The organism is Pseudobdellovibrionaceae bacterium (assembly GCA_023954155.1).
GTDB lineage: Bacteria > Bdellovibrionota > Bdellovibrionia > Bdellovibrionales > UBA1609 > JAMLIO01.
The window spans coordinates 76,929-103,271 of sequence record JAMLIO010000004.1 but is presented as its reverse complement, the minus strand read 5'-3'; the positions used below and the strand labels follow the sequence as shown (position 1 = coordinate 103,271).

General features: G+C 41.7%; 21 protein-coding genes. 4 read left to right on the top strand and 17 right to left on the bottom strand.

The genetic code is table 11. The features are described 5' to 3' along the window. Together M9899_06255 and M9899_06250 are read right to left on the bottom strand one after the other, a co-directional pair. Positions 1 to 1,287 (bottom strand): S8 family serine peptidase, encoded by a 1,287-nt coding sequence (locus tag M9899_06255; protein ID MCO5113760.1) that lies wholly within the window; start codon positions 1,285 to 1,287, stop codon positions 1 to 3. Positions 1,288 to 1,755: 468 nt separating this feature from the next. After that, the gene (locus tag M9899_06250; protein MCO5113759.1) at positions 1,756 to 2,706 is read right to left on the bottom strand and encodes a hypothetical protein; all 951 of its coding nucleotides are present in this window, start codon (positions 2,704 to 2,706) and stop codon (positions 1,756 to 1,758) included. 188 nt (positions 2,707 to 2,894) lie between these two features. Here M9899_06250 and lnt point away from each other — a divergent pair, with 188 nt between their 5' ends. Together lnt and M9899_06240 are read left to right on the top strand one after the other, a co-directional pair. After that, positions 2,895 to 4,439 (top strand): apolipoprotein N-acyltransferase, encoded by a 1,545-nt coding sequence (gene lnt, locus M9899_06245; protein MCO5113758.1) that lies wholly within the window; start codon positions 2,895 to 2,897, stop codon positions 4,437 to 4,439. Continuing rightward, on the top strand, positions 4,426 to 6,771 hold the full coding sequence (locus M9899_06240) for a Smr/MutS family protein (GenBank protein MCO5113757.1): 2,346 nt from the start codon (positions 4,426 to 4,428) through the stop codon (positions 6,769 to 6,771). Before lnt ends, M9899_06240 begins: the two co-directional genes overlap by 14 nt. 25 nt (positions 6,772 to 6,796) lie before the next feature. Here M9899_06240 and M9899_06235 read toward each other — a convergent pair whose 3' ends face one another. Together M9899_06235 and M9899_06230 are read right to left on the bottom strand one after the other, a co-directional pair. Beyond that, positions 6,797 to 8,107 carry a hypothetical protein gene (locus M9899_06235; GenBank protein ID MCO5113756.1) on the bottom strand — a complete coding sequence of 437 codons (1,311 nt, stop codon included), beginning with the start codon at positions 8,105 to 8,107 and terminating at the stop codon, positions 6,797 to 6,799. 60 nt (positions 8,108 to 8,167) lie between these two features. Next, complete coding sequence (locus M9899_06230) at positions 8,168 to 9,229, bottom strand: hypothetical protein (protein MCO5113755.1); 1,062 nt, start codon at positions 9,227 to 9,229, stop codon at positions 8,168 to 8,170. 636 nt (positions 9,230 to 9,865) lie between these two features. Here M9899_06230 and M9899_06225 point away from each other — a divergent pair. Further along, positions 9,866 to 10,705 (top strand): hypothetical protein, encoded by an 840-nt coding sequence (locus M9899_06225; GenBank protein ID MCO5113754.1) that lies wholly within the window; start codon positions 9,866 to 9,868, stop codon positions 10,703 to 10,705. Between the two features lie 201 nt (positions 10,706 to 10,906). On the opposite strand, the gene M9899_06220 is transcribed toward M9899_06225, so the two are convergent. The 7 genes from M9899_06220 to M9899_06190 all read right to left on the bottom strand — a co-directional run bounded on the left by M9899_06220 (position 10,907) and on the right by M9899_06190 (position 20,504). Further along, entirely contained in the window at positions 10,907 to 11,791 is an 885-nt protein-coding gene (locus tag M9899_06220; GenBank protein ID MCO5113753.1) for an ABC transporter permease, read from the bottom strand. Continuing rightward, the gene (locus tag M9899_06215) at positions 11,788 to 12,882 is read right to left on the bottom strand and encodes an ABC transporter permease (protein ID MCO5113752.1); all 1,095 of its coding nucleotides are present in this window, start codon (positions 12,880 to 12,882) and stop codon (positions 11,788 to 11,790) included. The genes M9899_06220 and M9899_06215 overlap by 4 nt, the downstream gene beginning before the upstream one ends. Then, positions 12,869 to 14,461 carry a peptide ABC transporter substrate-binding protein gene (locus M9899_06210; GenBank protein MCO5113751.1) on the bottom strand — a complete coding sequence of 531 codons (1,593 nt, stop codon included), beginning with the start codon at positions 14,459 to 14,461 and terminating at the stop codon, positions 12,869 to 12,871. Before M9899_06210 ends, M9899_06215 begins: the two co-directional genes overlap by 14 nt. A gap of 63 nt (positions 14,462 to 14,524) precedes the next feature. Continuing rightward, a complete protein-coding gene (locus M9899_06205; GenBank protein MCO5113750.1) occupies positions 14,525 to 17,056 on the bottom strand; it encodes a transglycosylase SLT domain-containing protein in 2,532 nt (843 codons plus the stop codon). A gap of 388 nt (positions 17,057 to 17,444) precedes the next feature. Continuing rightward, positions 17,445 to 18,557 carry a hypothetical protein gene (locus tag M9899_06200; GenBank protein MCO5113749.1) on the bottom strand — a complete coding sequence of 371 codons (1,113 nt, stop codon included), beginning with the start codon at positions 18,555 to 18,557 and terminating at the stop codon, positions 17,445 to 17,447. Positions 18,558 to 18,674: 117 nt separating this feature from the next. Then, complete coding sequence (gene glpK, locus M9899_06195; GenBank protein ID MCO5113748.1) at positions 18,675 to 20,195, bottom strand: glycerol kinase GlpK; 1,521 nt, start codon at positions 20,193 to 20,195, stop codon at positions 18,675 to 18,677. 39 nt (positions 20,196 to 20,234) lie between these two features. Further along, the gene (locus M9899_06190) at positions 20,235 to 20,504 is read right to left on the bottom strand and encodes a hypothetical protein (protein MCO5113747.1); all 270 of its coding nucleotides are present in this window, start codon (positions 20,502 to 20,504) and stop codon (positions 20,235 to 20,237) included. Between M9899_06190 and M9899_06185 the strand changes: the two genes are divergently transcribed. After that, positions 20,498 to 21,031 (top strand): TlpA family protein disulfide reductase, encoded by a 534-nt coding sequence (locus tag M9899_06185; GenBank protein ID MCO5113746.1) that lies wholly within the window; start codon positions 20,498 to 20,500, stop codon positions 21,029 to 21,031. The genes M9899_06190 and M9899_06185 overlap by 7 nt on opposite strands. Before the next feature lie 19 nt (positions 21,032 to 21,050). On the opposite strand, the gene M9899_06180 is transcribed toward M9899_06185, so the two are convergent. Genes M9899_06180 through M9899_06155 form a run of 6 tightly spaced genes read right to left on the bottom strand, consistent with a single transcriptional unit; the run spans position 21,051 to position 26,299 of the window. Then, positions 21,051 to 22,487: a tetratricopeptide repeat protein gene (locus M9899_06180; GenBank protein ID MCO5113745.1), complete on the bottom strand. Its 1,437-nt coding sequence runs from the start codon at positions 22,485 to 22,487 to the stop codon at positions 21,051 to 21,053. Continuing rightward, positions 22,487 to 23,155 carry an energy transducer TonB gene (locus M9899_06175; protein ID MCO5113744.1) on the bottom strand — a complete coding sequence of 223 codons (669 nt, stop codon included), beginning with the start codon at positions 23,153 to 23,155 and terminating at the stop codon, positions 22,487 to 22,489. The genes M9899_06180 and M9899_06175 overlap by 1 nt, the downstream gene beginning before the upstream one ends. 8 nt (positions 23,156 to 23,163) lie before the next feature. Continuing rightward, complete coding sequence (locus M9899_06170) at positions 23,164 to 23,583, bottom strand: biopolymer transporter ExbD (protein ID MCO5113743.1); 420 nt, start codon at positions 23,581 to 23,583, stop codon at positions 23,164 to 23,166. A 3-nt stretch (positions 23,584 to 23,586) separates the two neighbouring features. Beyond that, positions 23,587 to 24,069, bottom strand: a complete 483-nt coding sequence (locus tag M9899_06165; GenBank protein MCO5113742.1) for a MotA/TolQ/ExbB proton channel family protein — start codon at positions 24,067 to 24,069, stop codon at positions 23,587 to 23,589. 56 nt (positions 24,070 to 24,125) lie between these two features. After that, entirely contained in the window at positions 24,126 to 25,472 is a 1,347-nt protein-coding gene (locus M9899_06160) for a MotA/TolQ/ExbB proton channel family protein (protein MCO5113741.1), read from the bottom strand. Then, complete coding sequence (locus M9899_06155; protein ID MCO5113740.1) at positions 25,472 to 26,299, bottom strand: DUF3450 domain-containing protein; 828 nt, start codon at positions 26,297 to 26,299, stop codon at positions 25,472 to 25,474. Before M9899_06155 ends, M9899_06160 begins: the two co-directional genes overlap by 1 nt. Positions 26,300 to 26,343: the final 44 nt, after the last annotated feature.

Here is a 26,343-nt window from a genome sequence, read left to right as displayed (position 1 = left end):
CTACTGAATTTTTTGTAACAAGCTATTTGCAAAACTTTCTAGTGAACCTTCTTTTTGAGATTCACGACGAGCCTGTCTAGCTTGCTGCTGGCTACTAGGATTAAAAGTTGTATTGAGATTTGAAGAGTTTGTCGCAATCACACCTGTGGCACCCATACCCTGCCCTAAAATTGAAAGAGCACGATAAGAGTTGATTTTACGACTTGTGGCAGTCTTGTCCTTCAAACCATCAATCAAATCTCCTGTGTTCTTAAGATAAGCGCCAATTTGATAAGGTTTTAAATCTTGATGATGAGCTAAAATCAAAGCCGCCACACCACTCACAAAGGCTGTGGCCTGTGATGTTCCCGTCATATATCCATAGCGGTTATTAGGAAGTGTTGAGTAAATATTGTTTCCAGGAGCTGCGATATGCACCGTTTGCACACCATAGTTACTTGAAGGTAAAATCTGTTGCTTTTGATCTAAAGCAGTAACAGAGATGATATTATCTAAATCATAGTCCGCAGGATAATACTTCTTGATATCTGAATTTGATCTTTCATTACCCGCAGCTGCAACAAATAAAATTCCACGACGTCTTGCTCTTTCAATGGCGGCTTTTTCTTCTTCGCTGTAATCTAAACCACCACCCGAATAGTTAATAATGTGCGCCCCATTATCAATAGCGTAGTGAATCGCACGAATCGTATTTTTTAAGTTGTCTGAACCACGACTATTAGGATCGTAATACTTTAAGATCATAAGGCTCACTTGTGGAGACACTCCACTGATCCCCTTACCATTACCACCTTCAGCCCCAATAATACCTGCGATATGCGTTCCATGTCCGTGGTTGTCAGAAAGATCATTATTGTCATTCACAAAATTCCATCCATGCAGGTCACCCTTAGTAGGGTTGGGATTGATCCATAAGTTATTTTTAATGTCTTCTTGTTTAATATCCACGCCTGTATCAATCACAGCAACTACAACTTTCTTACTGCCCTGTGAAATCTTCCACGCTTTTTGTACATCTGTTTGTTTTAAACCCCAAGTGTGAGGCATCGCAGGGTCGTTCAAAAGAACATTGATCTCTTTTTTACTAGATTTTTTAGGGGCAATGTTAGCATCGGTCAAAACTGTACTTCTGATACCTGTTGGTGCAGCAACTACAGAGGCCCCAGTCGCTTGACTAAGGTCGTGCTCATTTAAAGAGCTGATTCTTTGACTTGAAATATGATCGCCTAAAAAGTAAACCGATAAGAGCAATAGTGAATACTTTCTGAAGCTCAATTGCTTTAACATCTTAATACCCCCGCCTACTTTTACTTAAGCAAACGTGATGCCAAGCCTATCGGCATAAAGTCCTGAAATCACTAGACTTAGTTTGAGACTTTCGTCTGTTTTTGAACAGAGCCTGAAAGCCTGTTTAAAAGTTACACAAACCACCCATAGGAATCTCAAACCTCCTCTTTTTTTCACAACAGATAAAAAAGCGTATCAACATGAGACGCTCTCTTTTTGCGGGAGCTTTTTCCTAATTCATTTTAGAGTTTGAGTTATACCTTAGCTTCCAACGCAGCAGAGAGCGGGTGCAAAGCGTCTTCGGCACGCGTCACCCTCTGGGACCTAACGGCCCCACAGGCCAACGCGTGTCGGATACGCATTGCTCGCCTCTGGAGGTTGCAATCTAAGGTATAATCCAAAACTCTAAAATGAATTAGGAAAAAGCTCCCGCAAAAAGAGAACTCAGTTGTAATTTTTTTGTGTGTGTTAGAGGTCGGATTCTTTGAGTAATGAGAGGGCGCCAGTAAGAAAGATCAGAGCGAAGCCCAAGCCTGCTAAATGATTTAAGCTTTCGTGGCTGAAGCCTGCCGCAACTAGGATTCCTGCCACACCTAGGGATATCCATGGTAAATATTTATAGTAGGATTTTAGACCCCTTTGTGTAGGTGATGTTGATATAGGTTTGTCTATGCTGTTGCTGCTTGTGGCGTACCTTTGTACCATGCGCTCGACTTGTTTGAATCTTGCTTTTGCGACAGGATCAAAAGAGTTTGCTTCTTTGATGTTTTTGTATTTTTCGTAGACTAATTCTAGGGCATTGAGTTTTTTGCCCTCTGAAATAAAGCCATCGTGAAAGGCTTTTACGTCATAATGATTGATCACTTTTTCCCACTCACGATCAATCAACCATTGAACGCTACCGACCTCGGGTGTATTTAAATATTCTTCTTCAACAAAGTCTAAGTCTTGTGGTCTCACAGGTCCTTTAACGCTTTTTTCATATTCAATCCCAAACTTCAAAGCACTGCGCTCTGAGTTTTCGTCTTCACTTGCCTCTTGATAATCTAATTTTAATTTTTCTGTTTCAAAGGACATCTTTGATAGCAAGTTAGATTCTAGTTCTTCTGCTAAGGCCAGTTCTGCCATCTCATCAGCAGTGGCTGAAACATTGTAGTTCTCACTCCATTCCACAGGGAAGGCCACCACTTCAGAAAACTCTAGGGCTTCAGGAAAGTTCACCCAAAACTTTTGTTCACATTGGGTGCATTGAAATTCAGGCTTGGGAACATAAATAGTTTTTGCATCCACAGCATAAAGCTTAAAACAAGTGGGGCAACGAAGGTGCATCTCCACAACTTGTTCAACACCATTATGTGCTGAGTTCGTAGTGGTCTTTTGATCTCCATTCGGATCCATTCCATGATACTTTGGTTCCAATGCCTTCTCCTCTCCCATATATAGACGACGTCGACTATATATAGTTATAGGCTACCAAACTCTGCCCCAGTCTCAAGCTAAAAATCTCATGGGACTTTATTTTTTGTCTTAGGCCAACTCCACTCTCAAACCCTAAACTGACTCGCTCGGTGTTGGCCTAACATGCTCTTTGTGCGACAATGCTCTTCATGAAAGTGATCGAAAGACTCAAACCTTATAGCCTGCCTATCCTTGCTGGTTTTTTTCATGGCACCAGTTACGTCCCTTTTCCACCATGGGCCTTATTCTTCTGTCTTGTGCCGCTCTGGCTATTCTGGATTCAGGCCCCTGCAAAAAAATTATTCTGGGGCACAAGCCTCTGTTTCTTTATCGGAACTTTGATCGGTTTTCACTGGATCGCATACACAGCCCACGAATTCGGCCATCTGCCTTGGGCCGTCTCCCTACTTGTGCTTTTGCTTTTTTGCATCTTTGCTAACATTCACTTTGCCCTTGCGGGTCTTGTCTGGAAGTTTTTGACTTACAAAACCCGTGGCCATTTTAAACTGATCCTTTTACCTCTTGTGACCGCTTGCTTTGCTTATTTCTTCCCCACGCTCTTCCCATGGAATTATGGGCACCCATGGCTATTTGGTCATCTTCCTGGCGTCCAACTGGCTGATGTGGTGGGCATAGACGGAATTTCCACTTTAACTATTGGCCTTAACTTCTTAATTTTTATGGCTTTTTACAAAAAGAACTACCAGGTATGGTTAGGAGCTTTTTTGCTGGCCTTTGCCTCCATCAACACTCTTGGGTTTTTCCATCAGTTTAATATTTCGCAAACCAGCCATAGCATCAATGTTCTCTTTGTTCAGGCCAACATCGGCAATTTAGAAAAACAGTATGCCCTTCACCAAAACCGTTATCGCGAAGTGGTGGTGAACAAGTTTTTAAATATGACTGAGACCGCTTTAGACAAGTCTGTCGTCAAACCAGATATGATCATCTGGCCCGAAACCGCCTATCCCAGCTACGTGGATAAAGACAATTTTTCAGTTCAAAATGCTGAGCTTTACGACATGGCTCAACGTTATTCTGCCAGCTTTATCACAGGTTTTTACGACTACACTCCTGGCTATGACCGCCCTTCAAATGCCATGCTGTATGTGAGCCGCGAGGGTCATCTGACCGATGCTCCCACACACAAAAGCATTCTGCTTGCCTTTGGAGAGTACCTGCCTGGGGCAGAGTGGTTTCCATGGCTTAAAAAACTCGCTCCCATGGTGTCAGACTTCCAACAAGGACCAGGCCCTGAAGTGCGAAAGCTAGATGAGTATGTCATCGGCCCACTGATATGCTATGAAGCTTTATTCCCTAACTTTGCTCGCAAACTGGCTCTTGACGGCGCTGATTTTTTTGTGAATTTAACTAATGACTCTTGGTATGGGAAGACCTTTGAGCCCTGGCAGCACCTTTACATCGCCGCAGGAAGAGCCATTGAAAATCGCATCCCGCTTTTACGGTCCACAAATACGGGCTACACCACTGCCGTGCTTGAAACAGGAGAAGTGCTTGAGCTTTCCACCTTAGGATCAGAGTGGGCTGAGGTTTTAAAGGTGCCCTATCATAAAGACCGCAAACCCACGGCTTTTCAAGTGTGGGGTTGGTATGCACACTGGATCTTGCTACTTTTCACTACTTTTGTTTTTGTGGTTTATGGATGGCTAAAATATTATTATGAACGAACTTGATTGGCAGGAACTGCTTTTACATATTGAATCCCAATGTCTTACCGACAGAGGTAAGGACTGGCTTGGCTCACAAAAGGCCTTTGACACCAAAGAGGCCGCATCACAAAGACAACAAGAGATTTTGCAATTTATAGCTACGGTAGAGGGCGCCTCGTTGACTTTGCGCTTACACGGTCTTGATCTGGTGCAAACTTGGCTAAGACGTGTAGAAAAAAACCAGGTTTTAAATCTTTTAGACTTAAAGGACTTACGACTTTTTCTTGAAGACCTCACCGATATTCACGAACAACTCCCACAGGTTGAACATCTTCCCTACTTCACTGCACTCCAGAGCCAGTTGCTCAACCCTGATTCTTTGCTCACCTATATCAACATCGTCCTATCAGAGAATGGCGAAATTCGTTCTGATGCAAGTGAAACCTTATTTAAACTTTTTAATGAGAAAAAATCTTTACAGAGCCAAGTCAAAAATATTTTAAATAAGATCGTCAAAGATCAAGACCTTGAGGGTATCTTGCAAGATCGCTTTGTCACCACTCGAGAGGGCCGATGGGTCTTGCCTGTGATCAGTGGCATGCGACATGATTTTGGTGGCATCATCCATGACTCCAGCCAAAGCAAACAGACCGTATTTATGGAGCCCCAAACGGCGATCCCTGTGAATAATAAAATCTCAGAGGTGGAACTTAAAATTCAAGCCGAGATTGAACGCATCCTCAAAGAACTTAGCGAACATATTCACCGCGAGTTCAAGTCCATTCACGCCTCTTATCTTTTGTTACAAGAACTTGATGGCCTGCATGCCATTGCTCTGTTTGCTGCCAAAGCCGAACTTAAAGAGTTTAAGTGGTCTGAAAATAACACCGAATTATTTTTACCTGAGTGCCGCAACCCTCTTTTAGTCATTGAAAGCCCCAATGTGGTCGCAAACGGTGTGGAACTGAACACTCGTCACCGTATTTTAATTTTATCTGGACCCAATGCTGGGGGAAAAACAGTTTTGCTTAAAAGCATTGGGCTGGCCTGCGAGATGGCGCGCTGGGGTTGGCCTGTGTGCACACAAGGCACAGCCATCATCCCTTTCTTTAACAATATCTTTATCTCCATTGGCGACGAACAGGACATCGAAGCCAGTTTAAGTTCCTTTGGTGGCCATTTAAAAAAACTCAATCACGCCACCTCTTTAAAGGGCCCAGACCAACTCTTATTGATTGATGAGATTTGTGGAGCGACCGAGGCGCAAGAAGGTGCGGCCTTAGCGCGCGCCTTTATTGAGGAGTATCGTCAGAATGAAGTGTTTGGTGTGATCACCAGTCACTTAGCTCCCTTAAGATCCCACTGGCAGGAAGGCGTGATCAATGGAAGCATGCAGTACGATCCGCACAAGTCTCAACCCACTTTTCGTTTTGTGATGGGGCTTGCAGGAGAATCTTTAGCTATTCCCACAGCTAAGAGATACGGAGTATCTGAGCATATCATTCAAAGGGCTACAGGTTACCTGACACCCGAAGCTCAAAAAAAGTTCTCTGGCCTTGAAGAGATTGAAAACACCAAGGCCCAACTTATAGAACTGCAAGCCGAATACAAACACAAACTGCAAGAGGTAAAGCAAACCGAAGACAGGCTTCAGCGTGCTAGGCAAGAGTTTGAAAGCGATAAAAAAACTTTCTTTAAAGACAACTTAAACGAGTATCAGAAGCAACTCGAAGACCTTATCAAGTTTGATGAGATCAAATCCAAATTTGACAATATTAAAAATCTTGAAAAACTGAAAAGCACTTTGCCTAATGTGGTAAAGTACTCCTCTCCCACACCTGAAGACAGTGGCCTTACACCTGAAAACTTTGAAAAGAAATGTCCACCAGGAACATCTGTGTTTGTTAAAAGTTTAAAAAAACAAGCCATCGTTCAGGGTAAACCTAACTCGAAACAAGAGGTTCCTGTTTTGTCGCAATCCATGCACATTCAAGTTCCTATTTCAGATATTGTTTTAGGCTCTGGTGGAAGTAGTAGCCCCTCACAAAAAACCTCTTTACAAGGAGCAGGGGCTCGGGTGTCGTACAGCCGCAAAGAGACCCTAGAAACAGAGCGCACGGTCGACTTACGAGGCAAGACCATTGATGAGGCTTTAGATATTTTAGAAGAAGAATTGGATCGCGCTGTATCTCATCAACTTTTAAAACTTAAAATCATTCATGGTCACGGCACACAAGACCGACTTAAAAAGTCCGTGCGTACCTATTTGTCTCGTAATACCTTTGTTAAAGGTTGGCTCTCAGGCCGAGCTTACAACGAAAGCGATGGTGTGACCATCGCCGAACTTCTTGTTTGAGTCTTTAAGGTTTTATAATTATATTTTAGTTACAATCAAATGTGGCGCACGTATAGGTCACACCGATTAAAGCGCCTTGAGGTGGCACCATACTTCCGTAAAATGTAACTTTGTTTGTAAGTATATCATACTGAAAACCATTGGTTGTATTGCGAGGCAAAGGGTTGTTACCATTTAAACCCTGCACATAAACTTTCAGAGTATCATCTCCGTTGGAGTCTAACTGTTCGCTCAATTCAAAACTTGAAGCCAAAGAAGAAATATGATCACTCAATTGTCCCAGTGGTGTGGCAAAATCATTACAGATACTGATCTCAAATCCATTAGCTATACTTGCCATATAAAGTTGAGGCCAACCAATTTGTGAAGCAGGGTCACAACCGCCTCCTGAACCAGAAGCCGTTAAATTTTGAATGGCATGAACAGACACTTCTGCAGAAGGCTCATGGGCTTCTAAAGCGGCAAGATAGGCCTCTACAACTGATTTATGTTCTTCAACATCCACAGGGTCCGCAGTGGCGCGCGGTAAGTCTGTAAGATTATTAGTGCTGGACGATGTACCTCTTCTTAATGATCCCGCCGATAAACCGTCGTTAGATGAAGTGCCCGCATCCCACTTTCCATCAGGCTCATCGCCTACATGAATCACCGCTAAGTGTGCTCCAGGTCTTGGAAAGGCCAAGTCAGGATCAGTAGACACCATACCACTAGAATTGTGTGCTCTTAAAACAGATTCTGCAGATTGAAAGGCTCGCTCATCACCCGAACCACATAGCCCCACATCCGCATTACGTTTAAACTTTGTAATCATATGAGATCGTGTATTATTGAAAGAAGATAAGATATGTTCTGTGGTGGGCCCAGGAGTTCCGTTTCCATTCGTTGTGGGTGTTGTACTATAAGTGCCTGTACATGCTTGTCCATAACTTTGAGTTCCTGCCCCACAATCATTGCCATAACCACATCTAAAGTACTTTACTGTTCTTCCCGCTTCATAGTAAGAGTTTCCTCCTGAAGTTTGCGCAGCAGACTCTGTTCCATAAGCCGAAGTTTTTGCTACAGCCACTCTGAAGTCAAAACCCTTATCATAAAAGTCACCAATAAAACTTTCAAAATTATCACGAAGATTATCTTGGACAGGCTTCATAGAACCTGAATCATCAATCACAAATAAAATATCAATCTTTACATCGGCATTTGTATGCTGTTGGAATTCATCTATAGAAGGTAAAACCGAGATTCTGGCTTTACCACCACCACAACCGACCCACAATGCACTTAGCAAACAGGCTACCGTAATTTTTAAAACATTATGCTGAACTTCCGATGCTCTCATATCCCCGCCATCATCACTAGTTTAGGTATAAGATTATTATCTTTCATTTTAAAACTGAGATTACAAACAACCTATGGTTGAGCATGTATAGTTCACACCAATCAGGGCGTTTTGAGGCGGAATCATAGAACCATGGAAGATGATACTATTAGTTCCTGCATCGTAGGTGTATCCATTTGTGGAGCTTTTTGGAATAGGATTGTTGCCGTTTAAGCCTTCCACATAAACCTTTAACGTTGCAATTCCGTTAGCATCTAACACTTCTGAAAGAGGAAATGCAGAAGCCAAAGAGGCAATACCGTCACCAAGATCAGATAAAGAGTTAGCAAAATTAGAACAGATACTTAAAGACATCCCACCAAATGACAAGTCTGCCATTTCAAACATCCTTGTTCCAGCTGTAGCGGCACTATGGATTGTACCATAGATTGAACTTCCACCATAGTATCCCGAACTCGCAGTACAATTAGGTTGACCCGTCACTTGAATAGCGTGGGTAGAAAAACCAGAAGCAGCTCTAACATTCACCAAAGCCTCTAGTTGATCATACCAGCTTTGCACTGTTCCACCTGATTGGTCATTTTCATCACCAATATAAATCACAGCTAAATGGGCCCCTGCTCTTGGAAAATTACGAGAAGAGGCTCGCTCATCAAGTATATCTTGTACTGATCTTAATGCTCTTTCTGAGCCAGAACCACTTACACCTACGCCAATGACTGTTTCCCCAAATAAATCGATCAAATCATAACTTTCTGCTTGAGCCGCTACAGAACCTAAAATATGACGGCCATGCCCTGGTGCAAAGAAGTCTGGGTTAGTTTGGCCATAAGCAGATGTCTTCCCTACAGCCACTCTAAAATCAAAACCTTTCTGATTAAAAAGTTCAATAAAGTGGTTTAGGTTGTCACGCATCGCAGTTTGTCCAGGAGCCATTGAACCTGAGTCATCTATCATAAAGAAAATATCAATAGCCACATCTGTAATATCATGCTGTTCAAAGGTTTCTGCAGAGGGCATAACAGAAATGGAAGACTTACCACCTCCACACCCCATGGCAAAAATAAAAACTAGAGCTGGTAATGTATTTTTAAAACCGTTTTTAAACCTACTCTCTTTCATTTTCTACTCCCTTAGAAATTGCTTCAGTATTTAATATACCTTGCGATCCGTCCCTAGGCTCGCTTAATAAAACATTAGGCCTCACCTTCTAGACTATCGACGAAAGCCCATCCTAGACGAACAAACAGGAGATTTTTAAAATTCTCAACTTAAGACAGTGAGACACAAAATCCCACTAAATTCAATTATACCGCCCCTTACAGACAATGAGACACTTTTTTAAAGAAAAAATGTAAAACTCTTAGATAAATTTTAAGCAAAACTTAGCCTTCACATCTTAAAATGAAACTCCAATTTTTATGCTCTTAGCAAGCAGAACGTAGCCCAAAATAGAGAGCACATTTAAAGTTAAGTTTCTTGCTTATAGATTTTAGATTACACCTTCGATTTCAACCTCAGAGGCGAGCAATGCGTATCCGACTTGCGGCATAGGTTTTAGATTGAGGGGGGACCCCAAAGGGGTTTCTCTCAATCTAAAAGTTATGACGAAAGCCGAAGACGCTTTGCACCCGCTCTGTTGCGTTGGAATTGAAGGCGTAATCTAAAATCTATAAGCAAGAACCTTAACTTTAAATGTGCTCCCTATTTTGGGCAACTGAGGACTCTGCTGGCGGTCTTGTGGGCATAGGGTTTGCTATGTTTGAGAATGTGATAAAGGGTTATATTTTTTATTCTTTTTTTGCGTTTTATTGGATGCTTATAGGAGTGAATACTTCTGTATGGGCTCAATATGGTCGCTGTGAGAAGTATTTAAACAATGTTCCTACTGCGCATCTTTATTCTACGTCTTCAACCCTTCTACAAAGCACCTATTTTGGTAATAACAATTGGGCCAAAGAGTTTGTAAATCTGGCCACTACGGCTAAGCTTCTTAATCAGTCAGACCCAAGACTTGGGGAGATGGGACTACTTAAAGAAGGCGGCGGGTTATGTGGTCCTACTTGTCTTGCTAATGCTTATATTGCCAAAGATAGCCTTATGTCTAAAACCCCTTCAGACTATTGGAGCCAAAATTCTCCGCAACTGGTCAAAAGTATTTTAGATAAATATTTTAACTATACTTTAAGCATTAAAGAACTTCCTTATATGGACCCTAGAGAAGGAACTTTTATTCAATACTACATGAGTGAAGGTAGTTTTATGCTTAAGGAAATGGGGCTTAAAGCCAGAAACCTAGACATCCAAAGCTCGACCCATATCTTTTACTTACTTAAAAGCCGTGACGCCTTAGTTGCAGGAAGTGTGAAGTTTATGGATGCCTCCCTCACAGACTCTCGCCATGCCATTCTGATTTTAGGCGCAGACTCCGCCAGCCAACGTCTAGTAGTGGCCGACCCCAACATGCCCCACCAAATCCTAGTCACCCCTTACGTCATCACAAGAGGCAAAATCCAATTCAGTCTCTGGAGCGAACTCTACGCAGGCTCCCAAAAAGTCGAACTCGACCAAGCCTACCTCTTCACCATAGAAAACTAAGCCTTCGACCCCAAGATGAAGAAATAAATTCCTTAGCTTTTTTTGTAGAAAGTTTGTAAGTAGATATCTCTATTGAGGCAGACCTCCAGCAAGCGGGACGCGCTTTGCCCAAAGGGCAAATGCTGGCAGAGCCCAGGAGGGGCGTGTCTGCCTCAATAGAGATATCTACTTACAAACTTTCTACAAAAAAAGCTAAGGAATTTATTTCTTCATCTTGGGGTCGAAGGCGTCTCTAAGGCCGTCACCAAAGAGGTTAAAAGCTAGCATGGTCACAAAGAGGGCTACTGCTGGTGGAAAGATCAGATAAGGGTATACTACAAAAGACGTGTACCCATCATTCACCAACACTCCCCAACTGCTAAACGGGGGCTGTAAACCTAAGCCGATGAAACTTAAAAATGATTCATATAAAATGTTAGATGGAATTTGAAACGTCAAAAGCACAATGATAGGACCTAAAATATTAGGCAAAATATACTTGATCAAAATTCTCCAACTCGGAGTTCCTAAGGCCCTTGCGGCTTCCACGTAGGTCAGCTCTTTGACCTGTAACACTTGACCTCTGACAATCCTAGCTAGAGACACCCAACCCACAATACTTAAAGCCAAAAGCATTGAAGTCAGTGCACGAAGTTCAGGATTTTCTACGATTTGTACAGAATCAAAAACCACTTTGACTAAAATCATAAGAATCAATGAAGGGAACGACATTAGAATATCCACAGTTCTCATCATCACCGAATCCACTCGGCCACCCATCCAGCCCGAGATGCAACCGTAAATGGTACCAAAAATCATAGAGATGAGTGCCGTAAATATCCCCACGGCCATAGACATTCTTGCCCCATAAATGGTGCGTGATAACAAGTCACGCCCCAAACCATCCGTACCCAACCAATAGGTAGAATTAGGTTCTTCATAAATCGCATCCATGTTTTGAGCATCAAAAGAGTAAGGAGCAATGTATTTAGCAAACAAAGCCACAAGGCAAATAAAAATTATGAACCACAAAGACACCATGGCGCCTTTATTTTTCTTAAGCCTCTTAAACGAATCATTCCATAAACTATTAGTTGATTTTTTCATCCTAAACGAATCCTTGGATCAAAGTAAGCGTACAGCAAATCGACAATAAGATTGGCAATCACAAGAACCGCCGAATACAATAAAGTTAAAGCAAGAATCAACGGGTAGTCCCTGTTAGTGACCCCTTGAACTAGATATTTCCCTATTCCAGGAATAGAAAAGAAGATTTCGATCACAAACGATCCTGTTAAAATCGCAGCCACCATAGGACCAGAGTACGTCAAAACAGGAATCAAAGAATTTTTTAACACATGTTTATACAGCACCACTCGCTCTGACAGGCCCTTTGCTCTTGCTGTTCTGATGTAGTCAGACCCAATCACATCCAGCACGCTTGAACGAGTTAAACGCGCAATAAAAGCAATGGGACGTACACCCAAACAGACTACGGGTAAAATATAGTAATACACAGAACCCCAACCCGAAGTAGGTAAAATCCCCCACTTTAAGGCAAAGAGCTGCACCAGTATGGCCGCGACCAAAAAGTTGGGGAGACTCACCCCACTGATCGCTAGCACCATAGACGCATTATCGGCAAAGCTGTTATGTCTTGCGGCTGCATAAAGGCCCAAAGGAATTCCTATCGCAAAGGCAATAAGTAAAGCATAAAACCCTAGAACAAATGATCCTGGTAAACCATCTTTTACAATTTCAGAAACGGGACGCCCCAGATACTTATAACTCTCACCCATGTCCCCTTTTAAAAGTCCACCCAGATAACTTCCATACTGCTGCAAAAGAGGTTTATCTAAATTGTATTTCTTTTCAATGTTGGCCTTGATTTCTGGTGGTAGCGCTTTGTCTTGATCAAATGGCCCACCAGGGATCACCCTAAGAAGCAAAAATGTCAAAGTGACAATCACCCACAAAACAACCAGAGCTTCCCCAAGACGTTTTAAGGTATAAAGAATCAAATCTTGTTTCACAACAAAGATCGCAAATCCCAAGCCTGCACTGAGCACCAACATCCAGATCACAAAGCTGGGAATAATATAGTCCAGCAAATGAGTGATGATGACCCCGATTACAAATACAAGCCAAATGTTTAAAAATTGACTTCCAATAAAAGAACTTATTTTATTTAGATTCATCTTTTAACCTAACTTTCTTAAGCGGATACCTGTCCATAGCATTGCTTGGAAAATTTAAAACTCTCGAGTCTACAAGATTATGACGTGTGCCAGAATAGATAGGCAGAACCGCAGCCCCCTCTACTAACAGCAACTGTCCTGCCCCTTGATAGTATTTAAACTTTTGCTCTTCGTCCTTAGACCTTAAAGCTAAGTCCAAATACTTATCAAATTCTGTGCTCTTCCAACCTGTATAGTTGTTATCCGACTTGGAATTCATCAGATCATAAAAATTATGAGGGTCTGGATAGTCGGCCACCCATCCCATACGATAGAAATTAGCAGGATTGGAACGCAATGTACCCAAGTACACTTTCCACTCTTCGTTCTTAATTTCAACACTCAGATTTAAGTTCTTCTTTAACTGGGCTTGAATATTTTCAGCCACTCTTTTGTGATCTTCATTGGTGTTAAAAGACAGAGAAATTCGAGGAGCAGGGTTTTCTTTACTGTATCCTGCTTTGTGATAATACTCTAAAGCTTTTTCAATATTAAATTTTAATCCTGCCTCATCATCAAAACCAAACATCCCCGTAGGAATCCAACCTGAAATGGGCCTTTGGCCTCCATCTAGCATTTTTGTAATCTGACTACGATCTACAGCTGAGATGATCGCACGTCTGAGATCTGCATTGTCAGTCGGAGGTCTTTTCGTATTAAAGCCATAGTAATACGTTGTAAGAATAGGAACCTGCGAGTATCCAGGCCATGTTTTGAGTTTCTTTAAAGCCGCAGAGGATAAGGTTCTTAGCGCATCCACCTCTTTAGATACATAAAGATTTAGGGCTGTAACGTCTTGCTCGATCACATAAGCTAAAATGTTTTTAATGATCGCCTTTTCACCATAGTACTTTTCGTTTCTTTCCAAAACCACAGCCTTGTCATGATCCCAAATTTTTAAATTATAGGCACCCAAAGTGACAATGTTGCTGGGTATAGTCCAACGCTCTCCATGTTTACCAATCACATCTAAACGCACTGGAAAGGTAGAGTGATGGGTCAGTAAATAAGGAAAATTTGTGGGAACTCCTAACTCTACAGAAATCGTGTCTTCGCTTTCAATCTTTACACCCACTTTAGAAAAATCTTTCAGTTCACCACTATTGTACTGCTGTGCATTTTTGATCGAGAATAAAAAGTAAGAGTATATAGAAGCGGTCTCGGGGTCTAAAAGTCTCTTCCACCCATCAAAAACATGTTGGATGGTCAAAGGCACACCATCATTCCAAAGAACACCTTTGCGAAGTTTAAACGTCCAACGGGTATTGTCAGAATTAGAAGTCCAAGATTCAGCTAAGGCAGGCTCAAGCTCTAGGGTGGGACTTGTGTAATCAAACTCCACGAGCCCTTCCATGATGTTCTCTTGCACAAAAGCGGAAGTGGTATCAGAAGACTTGGTCCAATCTAAGGTGGGGGGTTCTGTGGATAGAATCAAGCGTAAGGTGTCTGATTTATCTAACCCGTAACTGTTGGCTCCTATTTTTTTTTGGCAACCCGAAAGCACAAAAAGCAGTGCCGAAAAAAGAAGCACATATCGCATAATTCCTCCACCTTTAGAGGAGGAATTTACAATCTGCGGCCTGAGGTATGGATATTCAGCGCGTTATTCTGTGGAGTCCCACTGCTCTGTCATAGAGGGCACCCGAGTCAGCTGGAAGCCTAGAGGATTCTTAATATCTGCAAGGCTCATCGGCTGTTCTGCGTTATATAGGAGGTCATAAATCCAGTTGTAACGCATGACTTTCTTCACATAATTGCGCGTTTCTAAGAAGAGAATATGTTCAATAAACTCATCTTGTCTTAAGTGCCCAAAGCGACTCACCCACCACTCCACGCGATGTGGTCCTGCATTGTAACCTGCAATCGCTAAGATCTGGTCATTGTCAAAGGCCTTAAGTAGACGTTTCAAATATCTCACACCTAATTGAATGTTGATATAAGGCTCAAACAGTTCATCAGGCTGCACACCATCTTTTCCTAAAAGGTCCGCCACTCTGTTAGCAGTAAATGGCATCAACTGCAGAAGCCCTCTCGCCCCAGCCCCTGACATCGCCTGATGAGAGTAAAAACTTTCTGCACGCATGATCGAGTAAACTAAATTTTCTGGCACATGGAAGAGCATAGATGAAGCTTCGACCACCTTTTTATGAGGTTGAGGAAAAGTCGAAGACCATAAATAAAAAGGATCATGTTCAAAGCTTGCAGGACTCATTCTTTCCTGTTGGAAATCTAAGGTTAGAATTCGAGAAGCACGATGAGAGTCTTCCACTTGGTAATACAAAATGGCCAACGCTTTTTTCTGTTCCTTACTTCGTGCTTTCTTTTCCAATTCATAAAGTTCCCAACGCGCCTCTTTACTAAAACCCAAAATAGACAACAAACGGAAACGGTCAGCATAAGGCTGGAATCTCTCTTCAGAAAAGACTTTTAACAGTTCAGCTCGTGACATTGTGGCTGACACCATTTGTGGACGATCATCCTGAATGTTTTTCTCTAGAGTTTCTTGCACACTGTCGACAAAGCTTTGCGAGTTAAGATCCAGGTCCACTTCTTCCACCGCAACAGGTGTGGTCACAAGATTAGGAGCTTCCACAGAATTCAGCACACGATAAGGACCCGCCCAGGGTACACGCAAAGTCTGTAATAACGGATCAGACAAATCCGAAGTCTTACTGGCCACCACTTTTTTATTACTATTGACCTTGGCTTTACCTTTAGTGCGGTTTAAAAATGCAGCTGATAGAAAAGCATAGTAACCCAAATCTTGGGACTCAACGATTTCTCTAAAGTGAGCATTGGCCACCATGTCCTCGCCTTTTAAACGATAAGCATGGGCCAACCAGTACTTCACCCTTTCTTTGCTGTAATTGTCACGACTGCGAAGGCGACGTCTTTTGTTGATATGTTCTAATAAATCTTCAAAATGTTTAATGGCAAGATCATGGTTTTTTTGCAAATAAGACGTCCAACCTAAATACCAGAGCACATCCCCTTGATAAATGTTATTGGCATGAATTTGTGGGACAGCCATAAACGTATTATAAGCTTCGGCGTACTTTCCTAATTCATATTCTAAAAACCCTTTTCTAAAAACGGTCTGAGCCTTTTGAGTTGCCGTCTTAGCCAAACGGATTCTTTCATCATAGGTTTTTAATGCCGCATCATGATTTAAAGATCTAGAAGCCGCCTTGCCGTAAAGCTGAAGAAAGTCGTCATCATTTTGGAACTTGTTGTACTTTTCTGAAAGCAGCTTAAACGCCTTCTCGGGGTCACCCGCGCGCAACTCATACTCGGTTTTGTGATCTAACAGCTCTAGTTCAGGAATGTTGAGCGATGGATCATTCAACTCGTATTGCAATTTAGAGTACTGCCCTAAAGCGATCAGTTGGTGCACATGGGCTCTTCGATCACTAGCTTTAATGCTACAACCTAACTTCATTTTTTTATCTTTAACTCTCACCTGCCAAGACGTATCTGTCATTGTCCACAGTGTGGTTTCTGAATTGTATGTAGGGTAGCTGCGAAATAGGGTTTTAAACCATGTACAGACAGAATTCTTTTGCAGTCTTTGATCCACGACTAGCAAGTTCCACATGATATCTGGATAAAACTCTGTTTTGCGGAAAGAAGAACGCACACCCTCTAAATGGGCTCTGGCCTCAGTCAATCGGTTATGAGCCACTAAGGTCTTTGCCATTTCAAATCGAATGTGTCTTTGCAAATCCTGTTGGGGTTTATAATCCAGAGCTTTATTAAAATGAGACAACGCTTCTTTAGCGCTGCCTCCTTTTGCTGTTAAAATTTGTCCCAGATAAAAATGCACATAAGGGGCAAGTTCTTTGACTTCTAGACTTTTATTTAAAAACTTTTCGGCTTCAACATGATCACCACGCTGAAATGCTAAAACCCCATAAGTGTAATCCGAAAGCTGCTCTTTACGAGGTTCAAAAAAAGCTAAGCTTTCTTCTTGAGTGGCTTTGTCTTCAGTAGGTTTGGCTTGCAAAGTGTATTTGAGCTGCGACCAAATGGCTGGAGCCTGCAAACTTTGCGCATGAACCGATGAGGTGGCACAAACACATAAGCTTAATGTTGAAAATTTCAAACTGACAAATCTAAAAAGCTTTGAATTAAACATAACACCCATTGTACATGAAATTATTTAAAAATCCCTATTGGATTCTTAATTATTATCGACGGATTTCATTTTTTATTGCGTCTCAATGCAAACCACTTTGACCCAAAGCCACCCATCGCTTTTCACAATATAAATACACAACTTAACCTAGACCAAAGGCCTGTTAAGCGTGTTAGTGTCGATCTTCTTTTCAAACTTTAGTTTTTCATCGCAACATCCACATTGCAGTCACAAACAACACCATTCCCCATAAGACCTTACATGACTCTGCAATGATGTCTGTAATAACATTTAAAGTCTGAGCACGATTCATAAGACTGACATCAAGACAAAAAAAAAGCCGTTGTCTCAGCAACGGCTTTTAAATTTTTAATCATGAGTGTGTTTTCTATTTTGTCTTCACACGTGCGCGGGACTTCTCACGCCCTACTCCTGTGGCCGTCTCGTTGTCAGAGTTGCCAAGGTTAGAGTTAGAACCCGTGTCAGGATAAGGGTCGCTACTGCTGCTTCCACTAGAATCTGATGGACTGCCGTAGCTTGGCGGCTCAGGGTAAGTCGTGTTTCCACCACATCCAGGTTGACCTTGACACATGATCGGTCCACGTCCCACACCATCATCATCTTCTGGTGGGTCATCAACTGGTGGTGGCTCAACAGGTGGTTTTGAAGGTTTGTCTTTTTTATCTTTCTTCAATAATAAGAATAATAACAATGCCGCAGCACCAAGACCTAACAGCCACATCCAGCCGTTTCCACCACCAGCGGCGGCTCCTGCCATATCATCATCACAGGCATTTCGCTTACAAACCTCTCCATCCTTGTACTGCTCTTGATGACAACAAGCGGTTTTCGCATCATCAAGGGCCTTTTTACACTGTTGCTTTTCCTGTGCAGTTTTTGGTGGTTTACCAATCTCGGCCATAAAGATCTTCTGCGCCTCAACACAGGCATCAATAGGAGTTACAGCACCAGGCTCTAACGGCTTACCACTACCATCGCTTATACGCTCTTCACTCCCAGCAAAAACTTCTGGGGTGAATAGGTATGAAAAAATACCTTTCTTAGATAAGGCTTCGTTCATATAAGCCATAAATATTTTAGTTTGGACATTTTTGATATCACGATAATCGTCAAGAGTGATTTTGGTTTTATTTAACATGATATATCTTTGACCGCTTGGATCTGTCACCGCTCTTGCAAATAATTTGACTTTTCCTATACGCATATACACGTAATTAGGGCCCATCTTGACACCGTCAAACCAAACATTTGAGGCTTCTTTGCCTTTAGATAACTTCAAAGCCTCTTCCACCATCTTGCTAGGCAGAGAATCACCGAATTTGACAAACATCTGTCTGATTGATTTTTTCTCTTTGCTGTTAACGTACTTACGAACAGCATCGTAGTCCGCCGCTTGTGGTTTTGCCGAAGCCGCAGGCGAATATAACCCCAAACCGTAACACAACATTACAACCAAAAAGCTTGAAAAGTAACTCTTCATAGATAGTCCTATCATTAGTATAGATCGTCTCATGTCAAGAAAATCGGCTGAACTGAGACATATCTTTAGCTCATGTTAAGACACCTCAGTCCAGTTTTAAAATGTTGCAAAAGTGTATCATTTTAAACCAGCGCGAGACTTAGAGTACAGCTGCACTGATTTTACAGCTTGCTCCCACCCGCCTAGCCTTTGGGTTCGCCATTTTTTGTTTTTATGAGATGCAAACTCTGTCATCTCGCCTGCAATGATACCTTTAATATCAGCAATCGACCAAAGCCCTGCTCCATAACCTGCTAAAAATGCAGCGCCACGACTGGTGCTTTCAATCCAAGCGGGACGTAAAACCTTCGTTCCTAAAACGTCGGCCTGCATTTGCAGTAAAAGATCGTTGCTGGCGGCCCCCCCGTCTACATTTAAAGATTTCAACCTGAATTTAGCATCAGACTCCATAGCTGTGATGATGTCTGCATTTTGCAAAGCCATTCCCTCTAAGGTGGCATAGCACAGTTCTGCAATTCCATCCCCTCTAGACATTCCCAAAAAAGCGGCGCGCGCATCAGGATTCCAATACGGGGCTCCTAAACCAGAATAAGCAGGAACACACTGCACCCAACTTTCTGGGTTGGCCTTCTTAGCCCAGTCTTCCACATCTTTAGCAGACTTGATGAACTTCAGTTGATCGCGCAAAAATTGAACGGCAGCCCCACACACAAAAGCCCCACCTTCAAAAGCGTAGACTGGCTTTTGCCCTTCAAGTTGCCAAGCCACTGTGGTTAAAAGTTTTTTGCCAGAGAATTTTATTTTGTCACCTATGTTCATCAAGATAAAACTTCCTGTACCAAAAGTGCACTTAGCATCTCCTTGTGCAAAAGCACCTTGACCAAAAAGAGCGGACTGCTGATCCCCAATCAGACCCGAGATAGGAATCCCATCAGGCAACGGAGCAAAACCTTTCGTATGTCCTAACACGCCTGAAGAGGGGCATATCTCTGGCAGAATCTGACGAGGGATTTTAAAGATTTTTAACATCTCCTTATCCCACTCTAAAGTTTTAAGTGACATCAACTGAGTGCGAGACGCATTACTGACATCGGTGACATGCTTCTGTCCCCCAGTCAGGTGCCACACCAAATAACTGTCTATGGTTCCTACAATATCATTATTAGTGATGAATTTATTTTTTATCAGCCAAGCGATCTTTGAACTTGAAAAATAAGGATCTAGAACCAAACCTGTAGTTTTAAAAATCTTCTGGGCTAATTTTTTATTTTTCTTCAATTTCTCTGTGTACTCAGAGGTACGACGGCACTGCCAAACTATAGCACGATGTCTAGATTTTCCCGTTGTAGGGTCCCATCCCACAATGGTCTCTCTTTGGTTTGTAATGCCAATAGCGGCCACATGTTTAGCGTTCACACTACCTTGCTCTAGGGCAGAAGATATGGAACGTTTTACTGATGCCATAATGTCCCCAGGGTCATGCTCCACCCATGCAGGTTTGGGGTAATGCTGCGGGATCTCTTCATACCCCTTGGCCACAGCTTTTCCTTGCTGATCAAAGATCACAGCTGTCGTTCCCGTTGTCCCTTGGTCAATAGCTAGAATATATTTTTTTGTAGAATCTGGTGTTTGTGTCATAACACCATCTAAACGTGAGCCTCACCTTTGGGCAAGCTACTAGTTGTCAGGCATATCACTGACCACAGCGTTCACAAGAGCCATCCACTGCTGCACAATCAGTCCTGGAGTTCCACCCTGACCCACACCACCTCGGCCCACCATTAAAGTGATCAAAAGCATTCCAATGGTGGTCACCATGGCAAGAAGCAAAACATACTCAATGACCAATTGACCGCGCTGACCTTGTAAACGAGGGTCATTCGGGTCTCTTAGCACTTGAGTGCTTTGACTTCCTTTCACATTCGATCTAGGTTTTAAAGATGCCAAATTCCTCTCCTTGGAAACAGCCTTTTTTATGGATGAAACTCGTCGCTATACTTCTTATCGGCATAGTGGTGCTAAACCTTTGGTATCAATCGCAACTTCGGGTCAAAATCACCAAAATTACGACCAAAGATGAGCTGATCGAAAACATCGGTCCCACACCTTTTGAACCTCATTTAAAAAAGGTCAATCTGATCAGCTTCTGGGCCACCTGGTGCACCAGCTGCAAAACCGAATTTCCTGAAATCCAAAAGCTACACCAAAAATGGAAAGACAAAGGCTTTGAAGTCATCAGTGTGAATTGTGATCAAGAGGCAGACTCCACTAAAGCCACTGAAATGTATAAAAACTATGGCCTAAAGTTTCCTTTATTTTTCGATCCTGAAAATATTTTTGTAGAAAAGTTTGAACTAGAAGTCCTACCTTCTCACCTACTGGTCGACGCCCAAGGCAATATCCTTCTCAAAATGGAGGGGGCGACCCAATGGCAAAGCTCAAAAATCCAATCCCTCATCCAAGAACACTTTTAAACGGTAAATATTTATATATTTACTTTAGGTAGCTTAGCCATTTTGAGGCGGCTTCTTTTTGGGCTTTGTAGTTTACAGCGCGGTTGAAGTACTTCAGCGCACTTTCTTTATCGTCTTGGAAGTAAGTGGCCATTCCTAGACCAATCAGAGCGTGACCTTCACGTTGTTTGAGTTTGCCTTTTTTAAGAGCGGCTTTGAAAGATTTTTCCGCTTGTGTCCAGTCTTCTTTTTCAAGGTAGACTTGCCCTAGTAAAATATCAATTTCACCATTTTCAGATTTTTCACTGGCTTTTTGGTAAGCTGCAATGGCCTTTTCATATTCTCTAGCCATAAACCAGTTGTTGGCTAGGTTTTCATAATTCCTGCGATTTTTTTCAAGCTTTCCAGTGTCTAAACCATGTTCGATGATGGCTGCCGCTTTATAAGGGATCTCTAGGCCCGCAAATAACGAAGCTCGATTGTTGATCTCACCAGTGGACTTAATCAGTCCTGACTTTTCAGCCAACTCATAATATCTCAGAGCCTCATCTAATTTTTCTTGTTCAAATAAAACTCCGACTAAAGCCATCCAATAGTTTTTATTATTCTGACGTTTTTCTAAAAGACCTTTTAAAATGTTTTCCGATTTCTGATACGCTTTGTTTTTTGCAAATACTGCAGAAGCAAAAAACAACCATGTCTCTTGCGGTTCTTTAGTCAGTGACAAAGCTGTTTCTACTGATTTTTGCGCATCTTGAAACTCTTGTAATTCATACTGAATAGTCCCTAACATAATGTAAGCAGCAGGGACTTTTGTAGGCGCAATATGGATGTACTTCAAAGCATTCACTTGGGACTCTTTAAAGTTACGTGTGATCAATTGTATTTGAGCCAGAAAAAGCAAAGCATCACAAGCCTCATGATATCCTAAGCTTTCAAGTCGAATCGCTTCCACCACAGAGGCCTCTGCTTCGGCATTTTTAGTCTCACTCATATATGCTTGGGCCATCAGCACTAATGTTTTTGCTCTTTCATAATCTTCTGTGCTGGAACGCGACAGCACTTTGTCTAAAACTGAAATCGCTCCTTTATAATTTTTAGAAGCTAAATATTTTTGTGCCCGAAGCTGTCTTTTAGAGGTGGCTAAAGATACACTTCTAGGCATCTTTTTACTCCATCTGGCTTTAATCACCTCAGCTTCAGCTGCAATTTTTTTCTTCTCATCTTCTGAAACTTTATGCTTAACAATCTCTTCTGCGGTAAGAGACTTAGACTCTTTATTAGCACCAGACTTCGTCTGCGGCGAGTCTTTGTCCTGTGAAAGTGACCCTTCTGGTGCAAGTGGGTTCACAGCGTTTTCTTGACTCTGATCACTCTCATGGCCTTCACTTTGATCTTGGGCACCTGGTGCTTTTATATTCGCCCAAATGGGATTCGCACCCAATACAATAAGAAGACACACTAAGGCAGTTTTCATCAGTTCGTCTCCTTAGAGTAATCGAAAGTAAATGTAAATTGATTCCCATTTACTGCGATAGGTTTTCCATCAAGCATTTTAGGTTTGTATCTCCACTGTAACATGGCTCTGATGCAATTTTGATCAAAAACTCGAGCGGGTTTGCTATCCACCACTTCTACATGTTCCACCATTCCATTGGTATTCACATTATATCTGAGCGTGATAGAACCCTTAATTCCTTCAATTTTAGCTTGGCGAGGAGGATCGCATTGTACACGCACTAAAGGTGTCAAACCACTGTTACCTGTAGACACCCCTGCACCTGTCACACCACCAACACCACTCACAGCAACACCGCCACTAAAATCCGTGGAGTCAAAGGTTTCAAAAGATTGAAAATTTTGTGGCATTTGGCTTTGTTGAGTCTGTTGTACTGACACAGGCGGGGCCAAGGTCTCTTGATTAAGTTCTTGAGGTTTTTCTGGTTTTTTACGATCTAAAGCCTCAACTTGGGTCTCTTTGTAAGATCGCAAGAAATTGATATGAGTGTGTTTTGTCTTTTCCAAACGAAAATTAGGATCTTGAAAGATCAAAACTCCCATGAGTACAAACAAAGCTACCGTAATAACGGGTGCCATTACTAAAGCCGATGTTTTTAAGATTTTTAAACTCCACTTTTTATTCAAAGTCTGACCTACTCTTGTCTTTTAGCTGCAATAGAAATGTCTTCAATTCCTGCCATCTTCACCTGATCCATCACCTCAATTAAGGTATTGGTGTCTGAACCTTTATCAGCCTGAATGACAACCCCACCTTCGGGGCTCTCAGCACGTAACCGTTCGACGTTGGACCTTACTGCACGCAAATCTACTTGTCTTTGCTGAATCCAAACCTCGCCATTGCTGGTGATCGCAATCAGAATATGGGCATTGTCTTGGGTCTGGGCTGTCTTTGCAGAGGGCCTAGACACTTCAATCCCCGACTCTTTCACAAAAGATGTGGACACAATAAAAAAGATCAAAAGAATAAATACCATGTCTAACATGGGAGTTAAATCAATGTTTGTCTCTTCTTCTGCTTCACTATTTTTTATAAAATCAAACTTAATGGCCATAATCTAACCCTTTGTCTTTTTCGCCAAAGTCATTTTGTGCAAGTACTCGGTCACATCCGAAGTGCTTGCTCGAATATAATCTTTTAAAATTTTAATCACAAATAATCCGCCCAAAGCTCCAATCATTCCCGCCATAGTAGGTATCGTCGCTCTTGAAATCCCACTGGCCATAGCTCTAGCATTACCAGAGCCTACAGTAGATAGAACATCAAAAACCGAGATCATTCCCGTCACTGTACCCAATAGACCTAACAAAGGACACACCATCACCAGAACCTTTACAATAGACACATGCCTTTTGATCTTTTGTTGAATCAGTGAGGTTTCTTTTTGTACTTTGGCCTCATATAAAAATTCATTAGGGGCTGTGATCTTGGACAGTTTATTTTTAAACTCTTCAAAGTCTTTTTTAAAGCCGACTTTAAAGTATAAAATTTTTTCTGAAGCAAAATACCATAATAGCAAAAATTGAAAAAAGATAACCATAAGCACAGGTCCTCCCTTTTCAAAAATACTAATAAAGGCTTCAGATAACATATACATTATTTGCTTTCCTTCTCTGCTAACATTCCAGCAAGTTGTTCGTTTAGAAAAGTCACAATATTTAGATACTTGCCGTTCACATAACTATAAATTAACAAAAGTGGGATCGCACATGATAAACCTTGAACCGTAGTCACCAAGGCCTGAGAAATACCTCCCGCCATAAGCTTAGGGTCACCAGAGCCGAACATTGTGATAGATTGGAAAGTGACAATCATACCTGTCACAGTCCCCAAAAGTCCTAACAACGGTGCCACCGCCACAAAGGTTTTAATTGTGCTTAGTCCACGCTGTAGTCTTGGCATTTCATGCAAGATCACTTCCGAAAGTCTTAAAGAAATCACATCCGCAGACTCTTTATCTTTATACGTATTAAACGAGTCTAAAAGCACACCTAAAGGAGTACTCAAGTCTGGGTTACTCTTATTAGCAAGTTGAGTCTTCATCTTTTTTTCTTGTTGATGATAAAAATACAGACGTTCAGCAGAAATGACTATTCCAAAAGCTAAGATAAATAAAATAATGTAACCAATAAGCCCACCCTGATCCACTCTTTCCAAAAAACTAGGGGCTTGAATCAAAGTTTCAAGCAGAGCGCCTTTTGCTGGATCAAATGAAACTAAAGCCACATCACCAGCTTTAGCATCAGCAAATTTACTTAAACTTCTTGTGTATCTGGCTTCTGGCTGTCTTGGATACACTTCGATGACATTATTAAGACCATTATAGCTGACGAAGTTTTTGCCCGTAAATAAACTAAAGGCTCCGACACGTTGAAGTTCTTTCTGAGAAGCTACACCTTTGGCGTCAGTAACTTGTGCCGTAAATTGTGCGGTCTGCGCTTGCAGCGTCATCTCTTCTTGCAAAATAAACCAAAAGCTTTCAAGTTGGTCGTAACTGGGAAGAGTCTTGGTTTGCGCTAGAGATTGTAACGTCTTAAAACGATCGTGCTTCTGTGCTGATGTTGGTGAGTATTGAATTTGGGTAAAAAAGTCCCCAGACATCTGACGTACAACACCATAAAGTTCACCAAACGCACCCATAACTGTGCTTTTATTTTCTTCTAATTCGCGAAGTTGAGTTTCATTGGTTTCATATACTTTACTGAGTTGATTCCCAACAGCTTCGATATCTTTAAGTTCTTTTTTGGCTTTAGCCACTAGAGCTGCTTGTTGATTTTTTTCTTTTAAAAACTCGGCTTCTCGTTCTTTCCAAATCTGTGATTCTTCACTTCTTTCTTGTAAAACTTTTTGCAATAAAGAGTCTAACTTTTCATTCGACCAAGCACTGAAAGAAAACCCAGTAACCACAAAAATCAATGTTAAAAAACTAAATACTGTTTTCATTATTGCACCTCAGTCTGTGAAGAAGGGGTTAAAGACATGCTTTCTACAGCCACCTCTTTGGTCGAAGTTTTGTATACAGGTAATGTAAGAAGGCTGGGTGATGTTTGCTTTAAAGCTACTTTAAGTGCACCCTTGACATGGTTTCTCTGAGATGAGGTGAGGGGTAGCCATTTTTGGCTTTCAGGATTCCAAACGCCTCCTTTTTTACCGTCTTTCGTCAAATAGTATAAACCTATACGACCTACCTTTAAAAAATCCACAGTCACTTTAGTCCCATCCAAATCCATACTGTCTTTGTAAGCCTCTAAGGTTTGACCGTATTCACTTTCAACCAAATAAGCTTCCAAAACTTTTCTGTACTTTTCAGAAACACTCACTCCTGATTTTACAAAAAGCTCATCCAGATTTTTCAATCTCTTTTGACGCTCTTCTTGTAAAAATGGCAAATCAAGATTTACAAACTCTGCTAAAGAGTCCTTCATCTTGGTCATCAAAGGAGTAATATTACGAGTGGTGTCTTTGATCTTTTCGATATCTTCTTCGATCTGTGCCATCTCGATCTTTTGTGATTCAATCAGGTCACGAAGCTGTTGATTATAAGTTTTGTTGTTTTCAATGGCCTGTAAAATCTGACGATATTCATTTCTTAGAGCCTGAGATTCATCTGATATGGCGTTCACTGTCTTTTGTGAATCCTTAGCTGCCTTAATGTTAGTTCCTTGTTCTTCTGTCACACTTTTCACCGTACTGGCAAAAGTGGGAAGCACAACAAGCATTGCCAAAATCGCAACACACAGCTTATTTTTTCTACTATCCTTTAAATTCATCTTTCATCCCTTTATTAAACTCTTAACAAGTTTTAAAAATCTTC

Coding starts and splice junctions, on each gene's coding strand:
- M9899_06185 (MCO5113746.1), top strand. CDS start 20,498: ATGCCAAATTCCTCTCCTTGGAAACAGCCTTTTTTATGGATGAAACTC.
- M9899_06235 (MCO5113756.1), bottom strand. CDS start 8,107: ATGAGAGCATCGGAAGTTCAGCATAATGTTTTAAAAATTACGGTAGCC.
- M9899_06170 (MCO5113743.1), bottom strand. CDS start 23,583: ATGGCCATTAAGTTTGATTTTATAAAAAATAGTGAAGCAGAAGAAGAG.
- M9899_06255 (MCO5113760.1), bottom strand. CDS start 1,287: ATGTTAAAGCAATTGAGCTTCAGAAAGTATTCACTATTGCTCTTATCG.
- M9899_06230 (MCO5113755.1), bottom strand. CDS start 9,229: ATGAAAGAGAGTAGGTTTAAAAACGGTTTTAAAAATACATTACCAGCT.
- lnt (MCO5113758.1), top strand. CDS start 2,895: ATGAAAGTGATCGAAAGACTCAAACCTTATAGCCTGCCTATCCTTGCT.
- M9899_06165 (MCO5113742.1), bottom strand. CDS start 24,069: ATGGTTATCTTTTTTCAATTTTTGCTATTATGGTATTTTGCTTCAGAA.
- M9899_06215 (MCO5113752.1), bottom strand. CDS start 12,882: ATGAATCTAAATAAAATAAGTTCTTTTATTGGAAGTCAATTTTTAAAC.
- M9899_06225 (MCO5113754.1), top strand. CDS start 9,866: ATGTTTGAGAATGTGATAAAGGGTTATATTTTTTATTCTTTTTTTGCG.
- M9899_06180 (MCO5113745.1), bottom strand. CDS start 22,487: ATGAAAACTGCCTTAGTGTGTCTTCTTATTGTATTGGGTGCGAATCCC.
- M9899_06205 (MCO5113750.1), bottom strand. CDS start 17,056: ATGTTTAATTCAAAGCTTTTTAGATTTGTCAGTTTGAAATTTTCAACA.
- M9899_06160 (MCO5113741.1), bottom strand. CDS start 25,472: ATGAAAACAGTATTTAGTTTTTTAACATTGATTTTTGTGGTTACTGGG.
- M9899_06240 (MCO5113757.1), top strand. CDS start 4,426: ATGAACGAACTTGATTGGCAGGAACTGCTTTTACATATTGAATCCCAA.
- M9899_06210 (MCO5113751.1), bottom strand. CDS start 14,461: ATGCGATATGTGCTTCTTTTTTCGGCACTGCTTTTTGTGCTTTCGGGT.
- M9899_06220 (MCO5113753.1), bottom strand. CDS start 11,791: ATGAAAAAATCAACTAATAGTTTATGGAATGATTCGTTTAAGAGGCTT.
- glpK (MCO5113748.1), bottom strand. CDS start 20,195: ATGACACAAACACCAGATTCTACAAAAAAATATATTCTAGCTATTGAC.
- M9899_06155 (MCO5113740.1), bottom strand. CDS start 26,299: ATGAATTTAAAGGATAGTAGAAAAAATAAGCTGTGTGTTGCGATTTTG.
- M9899_06200 (MCO5113749.1), bottom strand. CDS start 18,557: ATGAAGAGTTACTTTTCAAGCTTTTTGGTTGTAATGTTGTGTTACGGT.